At 47.6% G+C, this 15,915-nt stretch carries 15 protein-coding genes; all 15 read left to right on the top strand.

Going from position 1 to position 15,915, the window contains the following annotated elements:
- The first annotated feature begins 250 nt into the window (after window positions 1–250).
- The 15 genes from CI595_RS05460 to CI595_RS05390 all read left to right on the top strand — a co-directional run bounded on the left by CI595_RS05460 (window position 251) and on the right by CI595_RS05390 (window position 15,888).
- Window positions 251–1,204 (top strand): ABC transporter permease, encoded by a 954-nt coding sequence (locus CI595_RS05460; RefSeq protein ID WP_065543214.1) that lies wholly within the window; start codon window positions 251–253, stop codon window positions 1,202–1,204.
- A gap of 16 nt (window positions 1,205–1,220) precedes the next feature.
- Entirely contained in the window at window positions 1,221–2,180 is a 960-nt protein-coding gene (locus CI595_RS05455) for a carbohydrate ABC transporter permease (protein ID WP_095172225.1), read from the top strand.
- 36 nt (window positions 2,181–2,216) lie between these two features.
- Window positions 2,217–3,713, top strand: coding sequence for an ABC transporter substrate-binding protein (locus tag CI595_RS05450; protein ID WP_095172224.1), 1,497 nt, complete (start codon window positions 2,217–2,219; stop codon window positions 3,711–3,713).
- Between the two features lie 82 nt (window positions 3,714–3,795).
- Window positions 3,796–4,479 carry a D-lyxose/D-mannose family sugar isomerase gene (locus CI595_RS05445; protein WP_095172406.1) on the top strand — a complete coding sequence of 228 codons (684 nt, stop codon included), beginning with the start codon at window positions 3,796–3,798 and terminating at the stop codon, window positions 4,477–4,479.
- A gap of 196 nt (window positions 4,480–4,675) precedes the next feature.
- Entirely contained in the window at window positions 4,676–7,102 is a 2,427-nt protein-coding gene (locus CI595_RS05440; protein ID WP_095172405.1) for a beta-mannosidase, read from the top strand.
- A 212-nt stretch (window positions 7,103–7,314) separates the two neighbouring features.
- On the top strand, window positions 7,315–7,905 hold the full coding sequence (locus CI595_RS05435) for a GTP pyrophosphokinase (protein ID WP_095172223.1): 591 nt from the start codon (window positions 7,315–7,317) through the stop codon (window positions 7,903–7,905).
- 423 nt (window positions 7,906–8,328) lie between these two features.
- On the top strand, window positions 8,329–8,820 hold the full coding sequence (locus tag CI595_RS05430) for a SpoVA/SpoVAEb family sporulation membrane protein (RefSeq protein ID WP_243135104.1): 492 nt from the start codon (window positions 8,329–8,331) through the stop codon (window positions 8,818–8,820).
- Window positions 8,817–9,842, top strand: coding sequence for a stage V sporulation protein AD (locus tag CI595_RS05425; RefSeq protein WP_095172222.1), 1,026 nt, complete (start codon window positions 8,817–8,819; stop codon window positions 9,840–9,842). The genes CI595_RS05430 and CI595_RS05425 overlap by 4 nt, the downstream gene beginning before the upstream one ends.
- A gap of 25 nt (window positions 9,843–9,867) precedes the next feature.
- Window positions 9,868–10,224, top strand: coding sequence for a stage V sporulation protein AE (gene spoVAE / locus CI595_RS05420; RefSeq protein ID WP_065543208.1), 357 nt, complete (start codon window positions 9,868–9,870; stop codon window positions 10,222–10,224).
- Window positions 10,225–10,675: 451 nt separating this feature from the next.
- Window positions 10,676–11,443, top strand: coding sequence for a tRNA threonylcarbamoyladenosine dehydratase (locus CI595_RS05415; RefSeq protein WP_095172221.1), 768 nt, complete (start codon window positions 10,676–10,678; stop codon window positions 11,441–11,443).
- A gap of 72 nt (window positions 11,444–11,515) precedes the next feature.
- Window positions 11,516–12,427 (top strand): UDP-N-acetylmuramate dehydrogenase, encoded by a 912-nt coding sequence (gene murB / locus CI595_RS05410; RefSeq protein ID WP_095172220.1) that lies wholly within the window; start codon window positions 11,516–11,518, stop codon window positions 12,425–12,427.
- A 24-nt stretch (window positions 12,428–12,451) separates the two neighbouring features.
- Window positions 12,452–13,342, top strand: a complete 891-nt coding sequence (rapZ, locus tag CI595_RS05405; protein WP_095172219.1) for an RNase adapter RapZ — start codon at window positions 12,452–12,454, stop codon at window positions 13,340–13,342.
- Window positions 13,321–14,280, top strand: a complete 960-nt coding sequence (gene whiA / locus CI595_RS05400) for a DNA-binding protein WhiA (protein ID WP_095172218.1) — start codon at window positions 13,321–13,323, stop codon at window positions 14,278–14,280. Before rapZ ends, whiA begins: the two co-directional genes overlap by 22 nt.
- The gene (locus CI595_RS05395) at window positions 14,277–14,531 is read left to right on the top strand and encodes an HPr family phosphocarrier protein (RefSeq protein ID WP_018597868.1); all 255 of its coding nucleotides are present in this window, start codon (window positions 14,277–14,279) and stop codon (window positions 14,529–14,531) included. Before whiA ends, CI595_RS05395 begins: the two co-directional genes overlap by 4 nt.
- A 103-nt stretch (window positions 14,532–14,634) precedes the next feature.
- Window positions 14,635–15,888: an AfsR/SARP family transcriptional regulator gene (locus CI595_RS05390; RefSeq protein ID WP_095172217.1), complete on the top strand. Its 1,254-nt coding sequence runs from the start codon at window positions 14,635–14,637 to the stop codon at window positions 15,886–15,888.
- Window positions 15,889–15,915 lie beyond the last annotated feature (27 nt).

Here is a 15,915-nt window from a genome sequence, read left to right as displayed (position 1 = left end):
ATTGATCCGGTAAGATAGGCAATCACCGCACAAAGGTGATTGTCTATTTTTATGCAATTTTCAGACACACGCTAGAATTTCTCCAGTTGACACTAATTTTTCCACTCCTCTGTCTAGAATTCGTACAGAAAACCTACAATTTCTCAACTATAATTTTTCCCCTTACCCATGTATAGTAAATATATACAAAACAGAACGCCAAAACCCCATGCCGGCAGGGATTTTGACGGGATGAGAGGGAGGTATTCAATTGAAACAGAAGAAGAAAAAAGAAAAGATAAGCTTCTTCACCCGTGTCAAGACCAACAAAGAACTATTGCTGTTAAGCCTTCCGGGAACCGTGTGGTTTTTCCTGTTTGCATATTTACCACTGTTTGGTATCCTGGTAGCCTTTAAGAAATTCCGTCTGACCGGAAGCAACTTTTTCACCAGTCTTTTATCCAGTGAATTCGTAGGCTTCGACAACTTTAAGTTCCTGTTCTCCAGCGGTGACGCATGGATTATTTTGAGAAACACGGTTTTATATAATGCTGCATTCATCATCCTTGGTGTCGTGCTCCCCGTTATTGTGGCATTAATGTTAAACGAACTTCGCAATAAGGGCATGGCTAAAATCTATCAAAGCTCCATGTTTCTGCCCTACTTCCTATCCTGGGTAGTTGTCAGCTACTGTGTCTTCGCATTCTTAAACCCGGAAAACGGTTACTTTAACTCCGTACTTGAACATTTTGGTGTAGATGGGATCTCCTGGTATACGGAGAAATCCATGTGGCCCTTTATCATTATTTTCATGAGCCAATGGAAAGGAATCGGTTACAATACGGTGGTATATCTGGCGTCCATCTGCGGTATCAACAAGACATACTATGAGGCAGCCGTTCTCGACGGCGCAAGCAAATGGCAGCAGATAAAATACATTACGCTGCCGCTTTTAAAACCGGTCATCACCATACTGCTGATCATGGCAGTAGGCGGAATCTTCAAGTCAGATTTCGGCCTGTTTTATCAGCTTCCACAGAATTCCGGTCCTCTGTATCCGGTCACCAATGTACTTGATACCTATATCTTCCGTGCACTGAAGACAAACGGCGAGCTGGGAATGAGTTCCGCAGCAGCCTTGTTCCAGTCAACCGTGGGATTTGTATTGATCATGATCGCCAACAAACTGGTATCTAAGGTTGACAGCGAAAACGCACTATTCTAGGAAGGAGGTAAGGAGAATGTCTTCAAGAAGAGAAGAACGAAAAAAAGCCAAAATGATAGAAAAGATGGAGGCTGAGGTTTGCGAATACAACAAGGTCAAAAAGCCCACCAACGTGGTGCTGAATGTGATACTGACAGTCATGTCACTGGTAAGTATCCTGCCCTTTATCTTTGTCATCATCATTTCACTGACAGATGAGCAGACCCTAGCCATGAACGGTTACCAGTTCATACCGGAAAAACTCAGCCTTTATGCTTATCATTATATTATAAGCGCCGGAGAAAACATCCTGCGCAGCTACGGTGTCACCATTTTGGTCACAGTGGCGGGAACTATCGTGGGCCTGTTCCTTACCGGAACTTATGCCTATGCGCTGTCCAGAAAAACATACGCATTTAAAAAGTTTTTCACTACAGTTATCACCATACCCATGCTGTTTTCCGGCGGTATGGTTGCCAACTATCTGATCGTGACCAAGGTGCTGATGCTGAAAGATTCCATATGGGCGCTGATTCTGCCCCTGTGTCTGAATACGTTCAATGTTATTGTGCTTCGGACTTTCTTTAAGACCACCATACCGGATTCCGTTGTAGAATCAGCCAAGATTGACGGAGCTTCCGAGTGGAGACTGTTTTTCAAGATCGTCATTCCCATGGCTATGCCGGGTCTGGCCACAATCGGGCTTTTCCTGACATTGGGCTACTGGAATGACTGGTTTAATGCTATGATGTATATAGACAGCCAGGACCTGATCCCCCTTCAGTACCTGCTGATCAAGATTGAAAGTTCCATTGACTGGCTGGCCAGCAATAAAGCCATGATGGGTGTCAATGGACTGCAGATAGCTAAAAATATGCCGAAAGAGACCATAAAGATGGCGATCGTGGTTATCTCAACCCTGCCGATCATCTTTGCGTACCCCTTCTTCCAGAGGTATTTCGTAAATGGCCTGACCATAGGCGCAGTGAAAGAATAATTGAAAAAGAGTGACATATTTGAGGAGGAGAATAAAATGAAATATAGAACGGTAAAACGTGCCCTGGCAGTTTCTCTGGCAGCAGTGATGACTGCAGGAATGCTGTCCGGCTGCGGCAAGAAAACAGAAACCAATGAAAAGGGAGAAGAAGTTGTAGAACTTGTCTGGTACCAGGTTGGTGATGCGCAGAAAGACGCACCAAAGGTTCTGGAAAAGGTAAATGAATATACAGAAGAAAAGATCGGTGTAAAGATCAAAGTAAACAATGTTGCATGGGGCGACTATAACCAGAAAATGCAGGTTGTCATCAACACAGGCGATGATTGGGATATGTGCTTTACCTGTTCCTGGGCAAATGATTATCTGCAGAATGCACAAAAAGGTGCTTTTCTGGAGTTGGATGACCTTCTGAAAGAGGAAGGAAAAGAGATGTATGACGCCATTGACCAGCGCTTCTGGGAAGCCGCAAAAGTAGGCGGCGTAACATACGGTGTGCCCAGTGAAAAAGAGATCGGCAACTGTCCTATGTGGGTATTCACAAAAGAATATGTGGACAAATACAACATTCCGTATGAAGAGATTGAGACACTGGAGGATTTGGAGCCATGGCTGAAATTGATCAAAGAAAACGAGCCGGAAGTCGTTCCCTTCTATCTGACCAAGGATTACTCAGCACCTACTTATATGGATAAGATCCAGGATCCTGTGGGTATTGAATACGGGGATGATACACTGACTGTGAAAAATGTATTTGAGACAGACCGGATGAAATCCACCCTGAAGACCATGAGAAAATATTATGAGGCTGGGTATATCAATAAAGACGCAGCAACAGCAACGGATGACAAATCCATCAAACGTTTTGTGACAAAAGGCGACGGACAGCCATATGCGGAACTGCTTTGGGGCAAGGATCTGGGATATGAGGTGGTTTCCACTCCCATCATGGATACCCAGGTTACAAACGCATCTGCCCGCGGCGCTCTGACAGCTATCAATAAAAACTCCGCACATCCGGAAAAGGCCATGGAATTCTTAAATCTGGTCAATACAGATGAATATCTGAGAAACCTCTTGAATTATGGTATTGAAGGTGTTCACTGGACCAAGGCAGAGCCTACGGAAGAGGAAAAAGCTGCGGCAGAAGGCAAAGATTACATTTATGATACAAAAGTGAAACTGGAACCAGGTGCAAACAAAGACTATGCGGTACCATACTGGGTACAGGGCGGATTGTTCAACACCTATGTGCTGGAGAATGAGCCTCTTGACAAATGGAATACCTTCAAGGAATTCAATGATGCCTCCCAGGAAGCCCCGTCCTTTGGATTCGATTTTAACCTGGAACCGGTGAGCACACAGGTGGCAGGCTTCAGAAACGTACTGGATGAGTTCGGAAAATCTCTGTATACAGGAAGTGTAGACCCTGACGAATACCTGCCTAAGCTGCAGGAAAAACTGGAGGCAACAGGGATCCAGGAAGTTATTGACGAGATGCAGAAACAGATTGACGAGTGGAAAGCTGCAGACTAAAAGACATTTATATCCCCGCAGCACCTGGTTAAGAGAGAGCGCTGTCAGGTGCGCGGGAATCGGAAAGGGACAGTATAGAGCAATGAAAAGATCCAAGATTAACGCAGCATTAAAGGAAATGGAAGCCATGATCCGGAAACATAGTTTTGCCCTTCCTCCATTCTGCGGTTTTACACCAAAAGACTGGGAGCACAAAGGCCATGCATATGATGAGATCCGTGACAACATGCTGGGGTGGGATATTACAGATTACGGACTGGGCAGATTCGATGAGGTTGGTTTTTCCCTGATCACGCTGCGCAACGGCAACCTGAAGAATGAGAAGTATACAAAGACCTATGCGGAAAAACTTCTCTACATCAAAGAAGGCCAGATGGCGCCCATGCATTTCCATTGGGATAAGATGGAGGATATTATCAACAGGGGCGGAGGCAATGTGCTGATCCGCGTCTACAATTCCACCGAAGACGGGCAGTTCGCGGACACGGACGTGACTGTAAACTGTGACGGAAAAGAATTTACAGTTCCGGCAGGCACCCAGGTGAAGCTGCAGCCGGGTGAGAGCATTACGGTCTATCCTTATATGTATCATGACTTTGAACTGGAGCCGGGAACAGGTCCTGTGCTTTTAGGCGAAGTCTCCATGTGCAATGATGATGAGAATGACAACCGGTTCTATGAGCCGATCGGAAGATTTCCAGAGATTGAGGAGGACGAACCGCCGTACCGCCTGCTCTGCACCGAATATCCCCAAGCAGTTGATTGATTCCCGGATAGGATAAAAAGAACAAAAGCGCCCGCTTACCTTGAGCAGGGCGCTTATTTATAAGGAGCTGATCATGGAAATACGAAGTTTAAATACACAAGGACAAAGGCAGGCATTATACAGGACTGCCGGACCAATATCAAAGTTAGAGGATAACGCCCTCCGGACAGGGAGACAGGACCGTACGGTCTGGCAGATGAGGGAGCTGGGCAGTACAGCCTGGCAGGAGGCAGTGGTGCCGGGTACCGTTTATACGGATCTGCTTAGAAACGGCAAGATGGAGGACCCGTTCTGGAAGGACAATGAGGACAAGATCTGTGCCCTCATGGAAAAAGACTATGAGTACCGATGCCGGTTCACCTTACTTCCGGGGATGCTTAAAAACCACAGGGTTGTCCTTCATTTTGAAGGTCTGGACACCTTGGCTGAAATTTATGTAAACCAAACATACGCAGGAAAAGCCTTTAATATGCATCGGATCTGGGAATTTGACGTGAAGGACCTCCTGCAGGAAGGGGAAAATGAATTACAGGTCATCTTTCATTCCCCTCTGAAATACATTGCCGAAGCTTACAAAAAATACGGTAATATCGGAAATGACGATACATACGAAGGGTTTATGCACCTGAGAAAAGCCCACTATATGTTTGGCTGGGACTGGGGAGCACATCTTCCGGATGCGGGTATTTTCCGCCCGGTCTCTCTTCTGGGCATTCAGGAAGCCAGAATTGACAATGTGTATATACAGCAGAGCCATGGGGAGGACCGGGTCAGCCTTGCTTTCCGGGTGGAAGTCCGGGAATCTGTGAAGTCCCTGCCGTCCCCCTTTACCTACACAGTCCGCATTAAGGAACCGGAGGGCAGAATCTGGGTCCTGGAGGATTCCCCCGAGGAACTGACCATTGAAAACCCTAAGCTGTGGTGGGTCAACAACCTGGGCAGCCAGCCCCTCTATGACATCTGTGTTACACTCTGTTATCAGGGTGCTATACTCGATACATGGGAGCGAAAGATCGGCCTGCGGCAGGTCACAATGCGCAGGGAAAAGGACCGGTGGGGGGAGAGCTTTGCCCATGAATTAAACGGAAGATCCATATTTGCCATGGGTGCAGACTATATCCCGGAGGACCATCTTCTGGGCAGGACCGGCAGGGAGAAGACGAGAAAACTGCTGGAAGCCTGCAGGGAGGCTAATTTTAATGTGATCCGTGTCTGGGGAGGAGGCTGCTATCCGGAGGACTGGTTCTATGAGCTGTGTGACGAGATGGGATTCCTGGTCTGGCAGGACTTTATGTTCGCCTGCTCTGTCTATGAACTGACGCCGGAATTTGAGGAGAATATCCGCCGGGAGTTTGCGGACAACATAAAGAGGATCCGGCATCATGCCTCCCTTGGCCTGTGGTGCGGCAATAATGAGATGGAAATGTTCGTGGATGAGGGATGCTGGGTCACAAAGCCGTCAGAGGTGAGGGATTACCTGTTCATGTATGAGCGTATCCTCCCCGAAGTCTTGTCAAAATACGACCCACAGACCTTTTACTGGCCTGCCAGCCCCTCCTCAGGGGGTTCCTTTGATGATCCCAATGACCCTGACAGGGGAGATGTACACTATTGGAAAGTATGGCACGGCAACCGTCCTTTTTCTGAGTACAGAAAGCATTTTTTCCGCTACGCCTCAGAATTCGGATTTCAGGCATTTCCCTTTAAAAAGACCCTGGAGCAGATCACGGACGACCCGGAGGACTTTAACATTTTCTCCTATGTTATGGAAAAACACCAGAGGAATTACGGAGCCAACGGAAAGATCATGAATTATCTGCAGCAGACTTACCGGTATCCAACAGAGTTTACCACCCTTTTATACGCATCCCAGCTTCTCCAGGCAGATGCCATCCGCTATGGGGTGGAGCACTTCCGCAGGAACCGGGGAAGATGCATGGGTGCTGTATACTGGCAGTTAAATGACTGCTGGCCTGTGGTATCCTGGTCCTCCATTGACTACGGCGGCAGGTGGAAAGCGCTTCATTATTATGCGAAACGCTTTTTTGCCCCGGTGATGATCTCCTGCAGGGAGGAGGGCTGGATGACCCAGGAGGCCAACATGAACCGCCAGCATTTTACATTTGAAAAATCCATCCGCCTCAATGTGGCCAATGAAACTTTGGAGGATAAAAAGATCAAAGTCTGCTGGCAGCTCCGTAACCAAAAGGCAGAAATCCTGCACCTGGAGGAACAGGAGATAACAGTACCCGCCCTCTCGGCTGTGTGGATGGAGAAGACAGAGCTTCCCCATGCGGATGTATTTACCCAGTACGTCAGCTTCCAGGCCATAGAAGTGAAAGATGGGGAGGAGAAGGCACAGGTTTTGTCAGAGGGGACGGTCATTTTTTCCTACCCGAAGTATTTCCGCTATGAAGACCCCTGTCTGACTTGGGAAAAAGAGGGAAATAAGATCAGGGTCACAGCGTCATCCTATGCAAAAAGTGTAGAGATCCTCAATGAAGAGGAAGACCTTGTCCTTTCCGACAATTATTTTGACTTGAACGGGGATACAAAAGAGGTGGAGATCATCTCCGGAAATGCTGATACACTCAGGCTGCGAAGCGTTTACGACATAAAGTAAAGCAGATATGGCTGCCGGGTGCGGGGCTGCCTCGGGATTTTCATGCCTTCGGCATGAAAACGCCTCCCGGTACAGTGGCCTGTGTACAGTAACAGTTTATAAGCCTTTTAGAAAAAGTTCAGCCCGTCTTTATTTATGGATATGCCGGTTTATGTTATAGTAGAGGGAGCGGGCAGACAGGGGGATGGTCTGCCCATAAAGGAGGACGGTATATGACAAATGAACAATATTATGATCTGATTGTTCCCTATCAGGATGCGCTTAACCTTCTAAAGGCCAGGCTGGATGTGCTGAACCATTCCATGTATGGCAGTGCATCCCATCCTATTCACAATATCCAGTCCAGAATCAAGCAGAAACTAAGTATTGAGGATAAACTGGAGCGGATGGAACTGAGCCCCAGCTTTACAAATGCCAAGGAAAATCTTCAGGATATTGCAGGTGCCAGGGTTATCTGCTATTTTGAGAGAGATGTGGAACTGCTTGCCGAGCAGCTGAAAAAGCAGAACGATCTTATATTGATCAAAGAAAAAGACTACATTGCCAATCCGAAAAAGAACGGCTACCGGAGCTATCACATGGTTCTGGGCATTCAGGTCTGCACCATTGACAGCACGGAATATTATCCGGTGGAAGTGCAGATCAGGACTATTGGTATGGATTTCTGGGCCAGCATGGAGCACCGGGTGTGCTATAAGCAGGAGCGTGATGACAAAGAGGAGATCCAGAAAGAACTTCTCAGATACGCGAAAATTTTAAAAGAGATTGAAGAAGGATTTGAGCAGTACAATGACAGGCGCTGACTGCCTGGAAACATTGACTGCGTAAGAAATACTGACGATCGCTGTGTTGAGGCAAATCTGCATATCCGCGGATTTGCCTTTCTTTTTTCATGATCGGTTAAGGTGTCAAAACGCATACTCTGCTTACTCGTTAATTTTCCAGGACATCCGATCAATATATAGCGAATATATCTCCAACACACCTACTATATATTGGTCGGATGTCCTGAAAAATTTTCTGCGAAATCGAAGTATGCGTTTTGACAACTTAATCATAATTTTTTCCCGCACATATTTTTATCATAACATTCTCATACTATCTGAAAGCGTAATCATTCAGTAAAGGCCTGGTGTTCCGTTTCGTCCGGTTTCGGGCCGGATGGAGCACTGGACCGGCTGGATGGTTACAAGCAGCTTCTATGATCATGAAGCAGGAAAAAAAGGATGGTGAAAGTTATGGCAACTGCAGCGGAGCAGGAAAAACAGAAAAAAGCCAAAGAATATGAAAAATATGTAAAACAGGTGACACCCACCCACAACCTGTTTAAAAACATGTGCCGTGCTTTTCTATGCGGCGGCGCAATCTGCGTACTGGGTCAGGGGATCATGAATTTCTGTATGAGCCAGGGACTGGATAAAGAGATCAGCGGCGGCTGGACCTCTCTGATTCTGGTACTTTTAAGCGTACTTTGTACCGGTTTCAATATTTATCCCAAAATTGCAAAGTGGGGCGGTGCCGGAACCCTGGTGCCTATTACCGGGTTTGCCAATTCTGTGGCAGCACCGGCCATTGAGTATCAGAAAGAGGGACAGGTATTCGGGATTGGCTGTAAGATTTTCGTTATTGCAGGTCCGGTGATCCTTTATGGTATCCTGACTTCAGCAGTATTGGGAGCCGTCTATTATGTTCTTAAATTATGGGGGATCGTGGGATGACAGAAGTGAGAAAACAGACAATCGGCAAACAGAGTATTCAGTTTGAACATGCGGTTCATATTTTAAGCGGAGCCTCCATTGTAGGGAAGAAGGAGGGGGACGGCCCTCTGGGAAAATGCTTTGACGTCATAGGCGGCGAGGACGGCATGTTCGGATGCCAGTCCTGGGAGGAAGCGGAGAGTGTCCTGCAGAAGGAGGCTGTCACCATGGCGATCGGGAAGGCAGAGCTGGAGAACTGGCAGATACGCACCATTTACGTGGGGGACCTTCTGGCCCAGACCATTGCCTCCTCTTTTGGTATTATAGGGTTTGACACACCCGTTTACGGGCTGTATGGAGCCTGCGCCACTATGGGGGAGGCACTGTCCCTGTCCTCCATGGCTGTGGCGGCAGGATACGGTGACTATGTGGTGGCTGTCACCTCCAGCCATTTCGGCAGTGCGGAGAAAGAATTCCGTTTTCCTCTCGGATACGGAAACCAGCGTCCCCTGTCCGCTACCTGGACGGTAACGGGAAGCGGAGCCTGTGTCTTGGGAACAAAAGGGGGAAAGGCCCGGATCACCGGCATTACCACAGGAAAGATCATTGATTTCGGCCTCAAGGATTCCCTGAATATGGGAGCCTGTATGGCCCCGGCTGCCTGTGACACCATTTACCAGAACCTGATGGACTTTAACCGTATGCCTGAGGATTACGACAGGATCATTACAGGTGACCTGGGAGAAGTGGGGCAGCATATCCTCTTTGACATGCTGAAGGAAAAAGGCTTTGACATTGAGAAGCAGCATATGGACTGCGGCATAGAGATCTATGACAAGGAATCCCAGGACACACATGCAGGCGGAAGCGGCTGCGGCTGTTCAGCCGTAACCTTTGCGTCTTATATTCTCCCCAAGATCGAGAAGGGGGAATGGAAACGTGTACTTTTTGTCCCCACAGGAGCGCTTTTGTCCAAAGTCAGTTACAATGAGGGAAAAAGTGTGCCGGGAATCGCCCAGGCTGTTGTGGTGGAGCATTGCTAAAGCAGGATAACAGGAGGCAGTTAATATGGATTATATCAATGCATTTTGGGTCGGAGGGCTGATCTGTGCCCTGGTTCAGATACTTTTAGACAAGACAAAGCTGCTGCCGGGCCGCGTTATGGTACTTCTGGTATGCACAGGAGCTGTTCTGGGGTCAGTGGGAATCTATGACAAGCTCATGGATTTTGCCGGCGCAGGCGCCAGCGTTCCCCTTCTCGGATTTGGAAATCTTCTCTGGAAAGGCGTAAAAAAGGCCATCGGAGAGCAGGGATTCATCGGAATCTTCATGGGAGGCTTTACTTCCAGCGCTGTGGGAATCTCCGCAGCCCTCATATTCGCATACCTGGCCAGCCTTATTTTTAAGCCAAAGATGAAAAACTAGTTCTATACAATTAAGGGATTTAATAGTATAATGAAGAATAACGGCGAGCCCGCGAAGCGAGCCGTTATTCGATACGGCTTGACCTAGGTCAAGGCGGTACATTAAAGAAGCGGCGAGCCCGCGAAGCGAGCCGTTATTCGATACGGCTTGACCTAGGTCAAGGCGGTACATTAAAGAAGCGGCGAGCCCGCGAAGCGAGCCGTTATTCGATACGGCTTGACCTAGGTCAAGGCGGTACATTAAAGAAGCGGCGAGCCCGCGAAGCGAGCCGTTATTCGATACGGCTTGACCTAGGTCAAGGCGGTACATTAAAGAAGCGGCGAGCCCGCGAAGCGAGCCGTTATTCGATACGGCTTGACCTAGGTCAAGGCGGTACATGAAAGAAGCGGCGAGCCCGGGAAGCGAGCCGTTATTCGATTAAAATAGTTTTTACTTAGGAGGAACCGCAAGTATGCTGCATGCATTTTCCCGTTCAGAAGGATTAATAGGAAAAGAGGGACTGGAGATCCTTGCCGATTCCAAGGTCGCAGTGTTTGGCCTGGGCGGTGTGGGGTCCTATGTGGTGGAGGCACTGGCAAGAGCCGGTGTGGGGAACCTGATCTTGGTGGACCACGATGAAGTTGCAGTAACAAACCTGAACAGACAGCTGGTAGCGCTTCGTTCTACGATCGGAAGAAAAAAAGTACAGGTAGCGAAAGAGCGCATTGCTGATATCAATGAGGACGCAGTGGTTCATACCTATGAGACTTTTTTTTCTGCTGAGACAGTCAGTTTATTTGATTTTTCCAGTTATGATTATATTGTTGACGCAGTGGACACGGTCTCTGCTAAGATCCTTCTCATAGAGAGGGCAAAGGCCTGCAATAAGCCGGTCATATCCTGTATGGGGACTGGAAACAAGCTGGATCCGTCCTGTTTTCAGATCGCGGATATTGCGAAGACCAGTGTATGTCCCCTGGCAAAGGTCATGCGGACAGAATTGAAAAAAAGAAAGATAAAGAAGGTTAAGGTGCTTTTTTCCACAGAGCTTGCGCCGAAAGAAAAAAAACGCCGGATGGGCCTAAAAGAGGAAAAGGTACAGACACAGGAGACCAGGCCGTCCACGGGAAGGCCGGTGCCCTCCAGTATATCCTTTGTTCCGGGAGTTGCCGGACTGATGATCGCCGGAGAGGTGATAAAAGATTTAATTGGGATGCGACAGAAGACAGACAGAAAATAAAATTTCTGTCTGAAACTGTTTTTGCTGTGTCATTTGGATTTATATAATATTATCAGAGCAAGAGGTAAGAGAGTGAATAAAAAAATAGAAAATGAGTTTTGTCAGTGTCTGGGCAGTGACAATGTCAATGTCTATGAACCAATGAAAAAACATACAACATTTCGTATTGGAGGACCGGCGGAATATTACCTTCGTCCTCACAGCGTGGATGAACTGCGGAAGATTTTACATATCTGTAAAAGGGAGGATCTGCCGTTTTTCATTTTAGGAAATGGGAGCAATCTCCTTGTGAGCGACAAGGGGTATAAGGGCGTTGTCATTCAGCTCTGGAAGAATATGAGTGATATTGAAGTCAGCGGGCAGGTCATACGGGCTAAGGCGGGGGCACTCCTCTCCAAGATCGCAGCGGTGGCTCTGGACCACAGTCTGGCCGGGTTTGCATTTGCAAGCGGTATTCCGGGGACCCTGGGAGGCGCTGTTGTTATGAATGCAGGTGCTTACGGCGGAGAGATGAAGGATGTCCTGGAGGAAGTCACAGTCATGGATGCAGAGGGCAGTGTGATATGCCTGAAGAGAGAAGAACTGAATCTGGGGTACCGGACAAGTATCGTAAAGGAAAAAGGATATATTGTACTGGAAGCAGTGCTCAGGCTGAATAAAGGCGAGGCAACCCACATTAAGGAACAGATGGATGACTTCAAAGAGCGCCGTACCAGCAAACAGCCGCTGGATATGCCAAGTGCAGGGAGCACCTTCAAGCGGCCCGAGGGGTATTTTGCAGGTAAACTGATCATGGATACAGGCCTTCGCGGTTTTCAGGTGGGCGGGGCACAGATTTCTGAGAAGCACTGCGGATTTGTTGTCAATACCGGAGATGCCACAGCCGAGGATGTGAAGAACCTGATAGAGGAAGTACAAAGGAGAGTCCGGGAGAAGTTCGGCGTTACCCTGGAGCCGGAAGTGAAGTTCCTGGGCGAGTTTTAAAGTGGTTACCAGAGAGGATCTTATATGCGTTTTGTAATTGTGACGGGAATGTCAGGTGCCGGTAAGAGTACGGCCTTGAAGATGCTGGAAGACATGGAATATTTTTGCGTGGATAATCTGCCTATACTCTTAATAGAAAAGTTTGCGCAGCTTGTAAAGGACGGAAGTTCAGGAGAGATCGAGCGTGTAGCCGTGGGTGTGGATATCAGGAGCGGCAAAGCTTTATCGGAATTGGAACACGTTTTGGAGCGGCTGCGGCTGCCGGGGTTCCAGCCTGAAATCCTTTTTTTAGATGCGGACGACAAGACTCTTGTAAAACGATACAAAGAGACGCGGCGTTCCCATCCGCTTTCCGGCAACGGCAGGGTGGATGAAGGGATCAAGCTGGAGCGGTCCAGGCTGGCATTTCTGCGGGAATTTGCAGATTACATTCTGGATACCAGCCAGCTCCTTACCAGGGAGCTGAAGGAAGAGCTGGAGAAGATCTTTGTGGAGAACCAGAAATTCAGAAACCTGATGATCACAGTCCTGTCCTTTGGCTTTAAGTACGGGATCCCCGGGGACTCTGACTTGGTGTTTGATGTGAGGTTTCTGCCGAACCCCTATTATATAGAAGGAATGCGTTTTCTGAGCGGCAACGACAAGCCGGTCAGTGACTATGTGATGGGATTTGAACTGGCACAGGAGTTTTCTGATAAACTGGAGGATATGCTGCGTTTTTTGATCCCCAATTACATATCCGAAGGGAAATCTCAGCTTGTGATCTCCATTGGATGTACCGGTGGTAAGCACCGCAGTGTGACTCTGGCCAATGAGCTTTACAGACGGCTTAAAAAGTCAGAAGAATACGGAATACGGATCGAACATAGAGATATAGAAAAGGATGCGAAGAAATGTCATTCTCCGGAAGCGTAAAACGTGAGCTGGAGCGCTTGGTCAGCCCTGCGCGGCATTGCCAGATAGCAGAGCTTTCGGCCATTTTCAGCTTTTGCGGTGAGATACAGAGGACAGAGAGAGGCGATGCGTTTCTCTGTTTTTCTACAGAAAATGAAAGTGTTATAAGAAAGTGCTTTACTTTATTGCAAAAAACATTTAAAATAGATAGAGAAATTTCTATAGATAAACGTTTAATAAAAAGAAACAACAGATTTGTGATTGAAGTACGAGGTCAGGAAGATACCGTGAGAATTTTGCAGGCAGCAAAGTATCTGACAGCAGACAGGCAGCCAATGCCCTGTGCCGCTCTTGTGAACCCTCTGGTTGTCCAGAAGAGCTGCTGCAGGAGAGCATTTTTGCGGGGGGCATTTTTATGTGCCGGATCCATCAGTGACCCAGAGAAGTTTTATCACTTTGAAATCGTATGTTCCACATTGTCAAAAGCTCAGCAGCTTCAGGAACTGGTGCAATCCTTTGAAGTGGATGCAAAAGTTGTAAGCCGCAAGAAGCACGAAGTTGTTTATGTAAAAGAAGGCGCACAGATCGTAGAAATTTTAGGCCTCATGGGGGCCAATGTATCCTTGATGAATCTTGAGAATGTCAGGATACTGAAAGAAATGCGCAACAGCGTGAACCGTAAGGTTAACTGCGAAACGGCGAATATTAACAAGACTGTAAATGCTGCAGTAAAACAAATGGAGGATATAGCCTATATCCGTGACACCATTGGGTTGGAACGGCTTCCGGATAATCTGGAAGAGATCGCACAGATAAGGCTGGAATATCCACAGGCTTCTTTGAAGGAACTTGGCATGTTATTAACACCGCCAGTGGGAAAATCAGGAGTCAATCACAGACTGCGGAAGATCGGCAGCATAGCAGAGGAGCTCAGAGGGAACAAGGAGGAACAGATATGATCAGTAAACCAATTACCATCGGTATTTCAAACGGCTTGGAAGCAAGACCGATTGCATTACTCGTGCAGGTAGCTAGCCAGTATGCCAGCAATATCTATCTGGAGAGTCAGGAAAAGAAGGTAAATGCAAAGAGCATCATGGGTATGATGAGTTTGGGATTAGACGCTGGTGAGAGCGTGACTGTATCAGTTGAAGGCGAAGACGAAGTCGAAGCTATGAAAAGTATCGAGGAATATTTGAGCAACAAATAAATATGGAACATTTAAGGAAAAAAGAGCAGATATGAAAAAGAGAGGCCGTCCTGGATGAGGGGCGGCCTTTTTTACGGCACACAGATTGCAGGAGATATAAAAGATGGAGAGAGAAAGAAATACCGGAATTATGAGGGTCCGGATGCTGGGTGGTTTTTCTATTTCTTATGAGGGGGCTGCCGTTGTTTTCGACAGGAGCAGCCCGGCAAAATTTGTCCAGTTGTTTCAGCTTCTTATGCTGCACCTGAAGGATGGAATAGGCAAGACAGAACTGATTGATAATCTTTATGGCAAAAATGGTGTGGAGAATGGAAACAGCAGCCTCAACAACACCATTTTCAGACTCCGCAGACAGCTCAAAAAAGCAGGTATGCCTGATGATCCCTACATCACCGTGCAGAGAGGCGTCTGCAGGTGGAATGAGCATATAAAGGCAGTCGTGGATGTCCATCAGATGGAGGCATTGATCGAGGAGGCCCATACCGCGAGCGGTGAGAAGAAGGAGGAGCTTTTAAAGGAGGCCTGCAGTCTCTATAAAGGGGAATTTTTATCCACCGTCACCTCAGAGGCATGGGCAGTGATCGCGGGTGTAAAGTATAGGGACTTTTATTTTAATTGCCTGCGGGAGCTTTTTTCTATTTTGAAAAACCGGAGGGAATATGAGGAGATATTGTATATCAGTACCCGGGCCGCTTCTATTTATCCCTATGAGGAGTGGCAGCTTTGGCGGATCGACAGCCTGCTGGCCCTATACCGGCATAAGGAGGCGCTGAAGGTCTATGAGGAGACGGCGTCCCTGTATTATAACGAGTTTGGACTGACCCCATCGGATAAAATGCAGGAGCGTTTTCATGCCATGAGCAGCCAGATCCGGGGCGTTACCTCTGATATGTGGGAAATACGCAGAGAATTAAAGGAAAAGACAAAAGGGAAAGGGGCTTATTTCTGTTCCCTGCCCAGTTTTATTGATACATACAGGATCATTGTGCGCATGACAGAGCGAACGGGGATGTCGGTTTTTCTCATGCTGTGCACACTGACAGACAACACGGGTACTCCCATTGAAAATGAGGAGAAGATCAGTAAGGCAGCGGAAAAATTTCAGACTGCCATTAAACTGTCCCTGCGCCGGGGAGACTTATATACCCGGTATAGTTCCTGCCAGTTTCTGGTCATGCTTCCGGGCATTACGCAGGAAAACTGTTTCCGCGTGGCGGAACGTATCAGCCGTCTGTTCAAAGATGCAGGGGGCGGAAGCAACAGGATCAAATGTTATGTCAGTTCCCTTATTGATGTAAATGAGGAGCCGGGGGATTTTGCCCACGGTTTTTCCTCCCCGGGAAACTGGTTCAAGTAAAGGCGTACAACTAAAAAACTTGTACCC

Source organism: Blautia hominis, assembly GCA_002270465.1.
GTDB classification, from domain to species: domain Bacteria; phylum Bacillota; class Clostridia; order Lachnospirales; family Lachnospiraceae; genus Blautia; species Blautia hominis.
This window is presented reverse-complemented; position numbering and strand designations above follow the sequence as displayed.

What these genes read in the sequence shown, in the direction of transcription:
- CI595_RS05455 (WP_095172225.1), top strand. Translation starts at nt 1,221, where the DNA reads ATGTCTTCAAGAAGAGAAGAACGAAAAAAAGCCAAAATGATAGAAAAG.
- CI595_RS05450 (WP_095172224.1), top strand. Translation starts at nt 2,217, where the DNA reads ATGAAATATAGAACGGTAAAACGTGCCCTGGCAGTTTCTCTGGCAGCA.
- CI595_RS05445 (WP_095172406.1), top strand. Translation starts at nt 3,796, where the DNA reads ATGAAAAGATCCAAGATTAACGCAGCATTAAAGGAAATGGAAGCCATG.
- CI595_RS05440 (WP_095172405.1), top strand. Translation starts at nt 4,676, where the DNA reads ATGAGGGAGCTGGGCAGTACAGCCTGGCAGGAGGCAGTGGTGCCGGGT.
- CI595_RS05435 (WP_095172223.1), top strand. Translation starts at nt 7,315, where the DNA reads ATGACAAATGAACAATATTATGATCTGATTGTTCCCTATCAGGATGCG.
- CI595_RS05430 (WP_243135104.1), top strand. Translation starts at nt 8,329, where the DNA reads ATGGTGAAAGTTATGGCAACTGCAGCGGAGCAGGAAAAACAGAAAAAA.
- CI595_RS05425 (WP_095172222.1), top strand. Translation starts at nt 8,817, where the DNA reads ATGACAGAAGTGAGAAAACAGACAATCGGCAAACAGAGTATTCAGTTT.
- spoVAE (WP_065543208.1), top strand. Translation starts at nt 9,868, where the DNA reads ATGGATTATATCAATGCATTTTGGGTCGGAGGGCTGATCTGTGCCCTG.
- CI595_RS05415 (WP_095172221.1), top strand. Translation starts at nt 10,676, where the DNA reads ATGCTGCATGCATTTTCCCGTTCAGAAGGATTAATAGGAAAAGAGGGA.
- rapZ (WP_095172219.1), top strand. Translation starts at nt 12,452, where the DNA reads ATGCGTTTTGTAATTGTGACGGGAATGTCAGGTGCCGGTAAGAGTACG.
- whiA (WP_095172218.1), top strand. Translation starts at nt 13,321, where the DNA reads ATGTCATTCTCCGGAAGCGTAAAACGTGAGCTGGAGCGCTTGGTCAGC.
- CI595_RS05395 (WP_018597868.1), top strand. Translation starts at nt 14,277, where the DNA reads ATGATCAGTAAACCAATTACCATCGGTATTTCAAACGGCTTGGAAGCA.
- CI595_RS05390 (WP_095172217.1), top strand. Translation starts at nt 14,635, where the DNA reads ATGGAGAGAGAAAGAAATACCGGAATTATGAGGGTCCGGATGCTGGGT.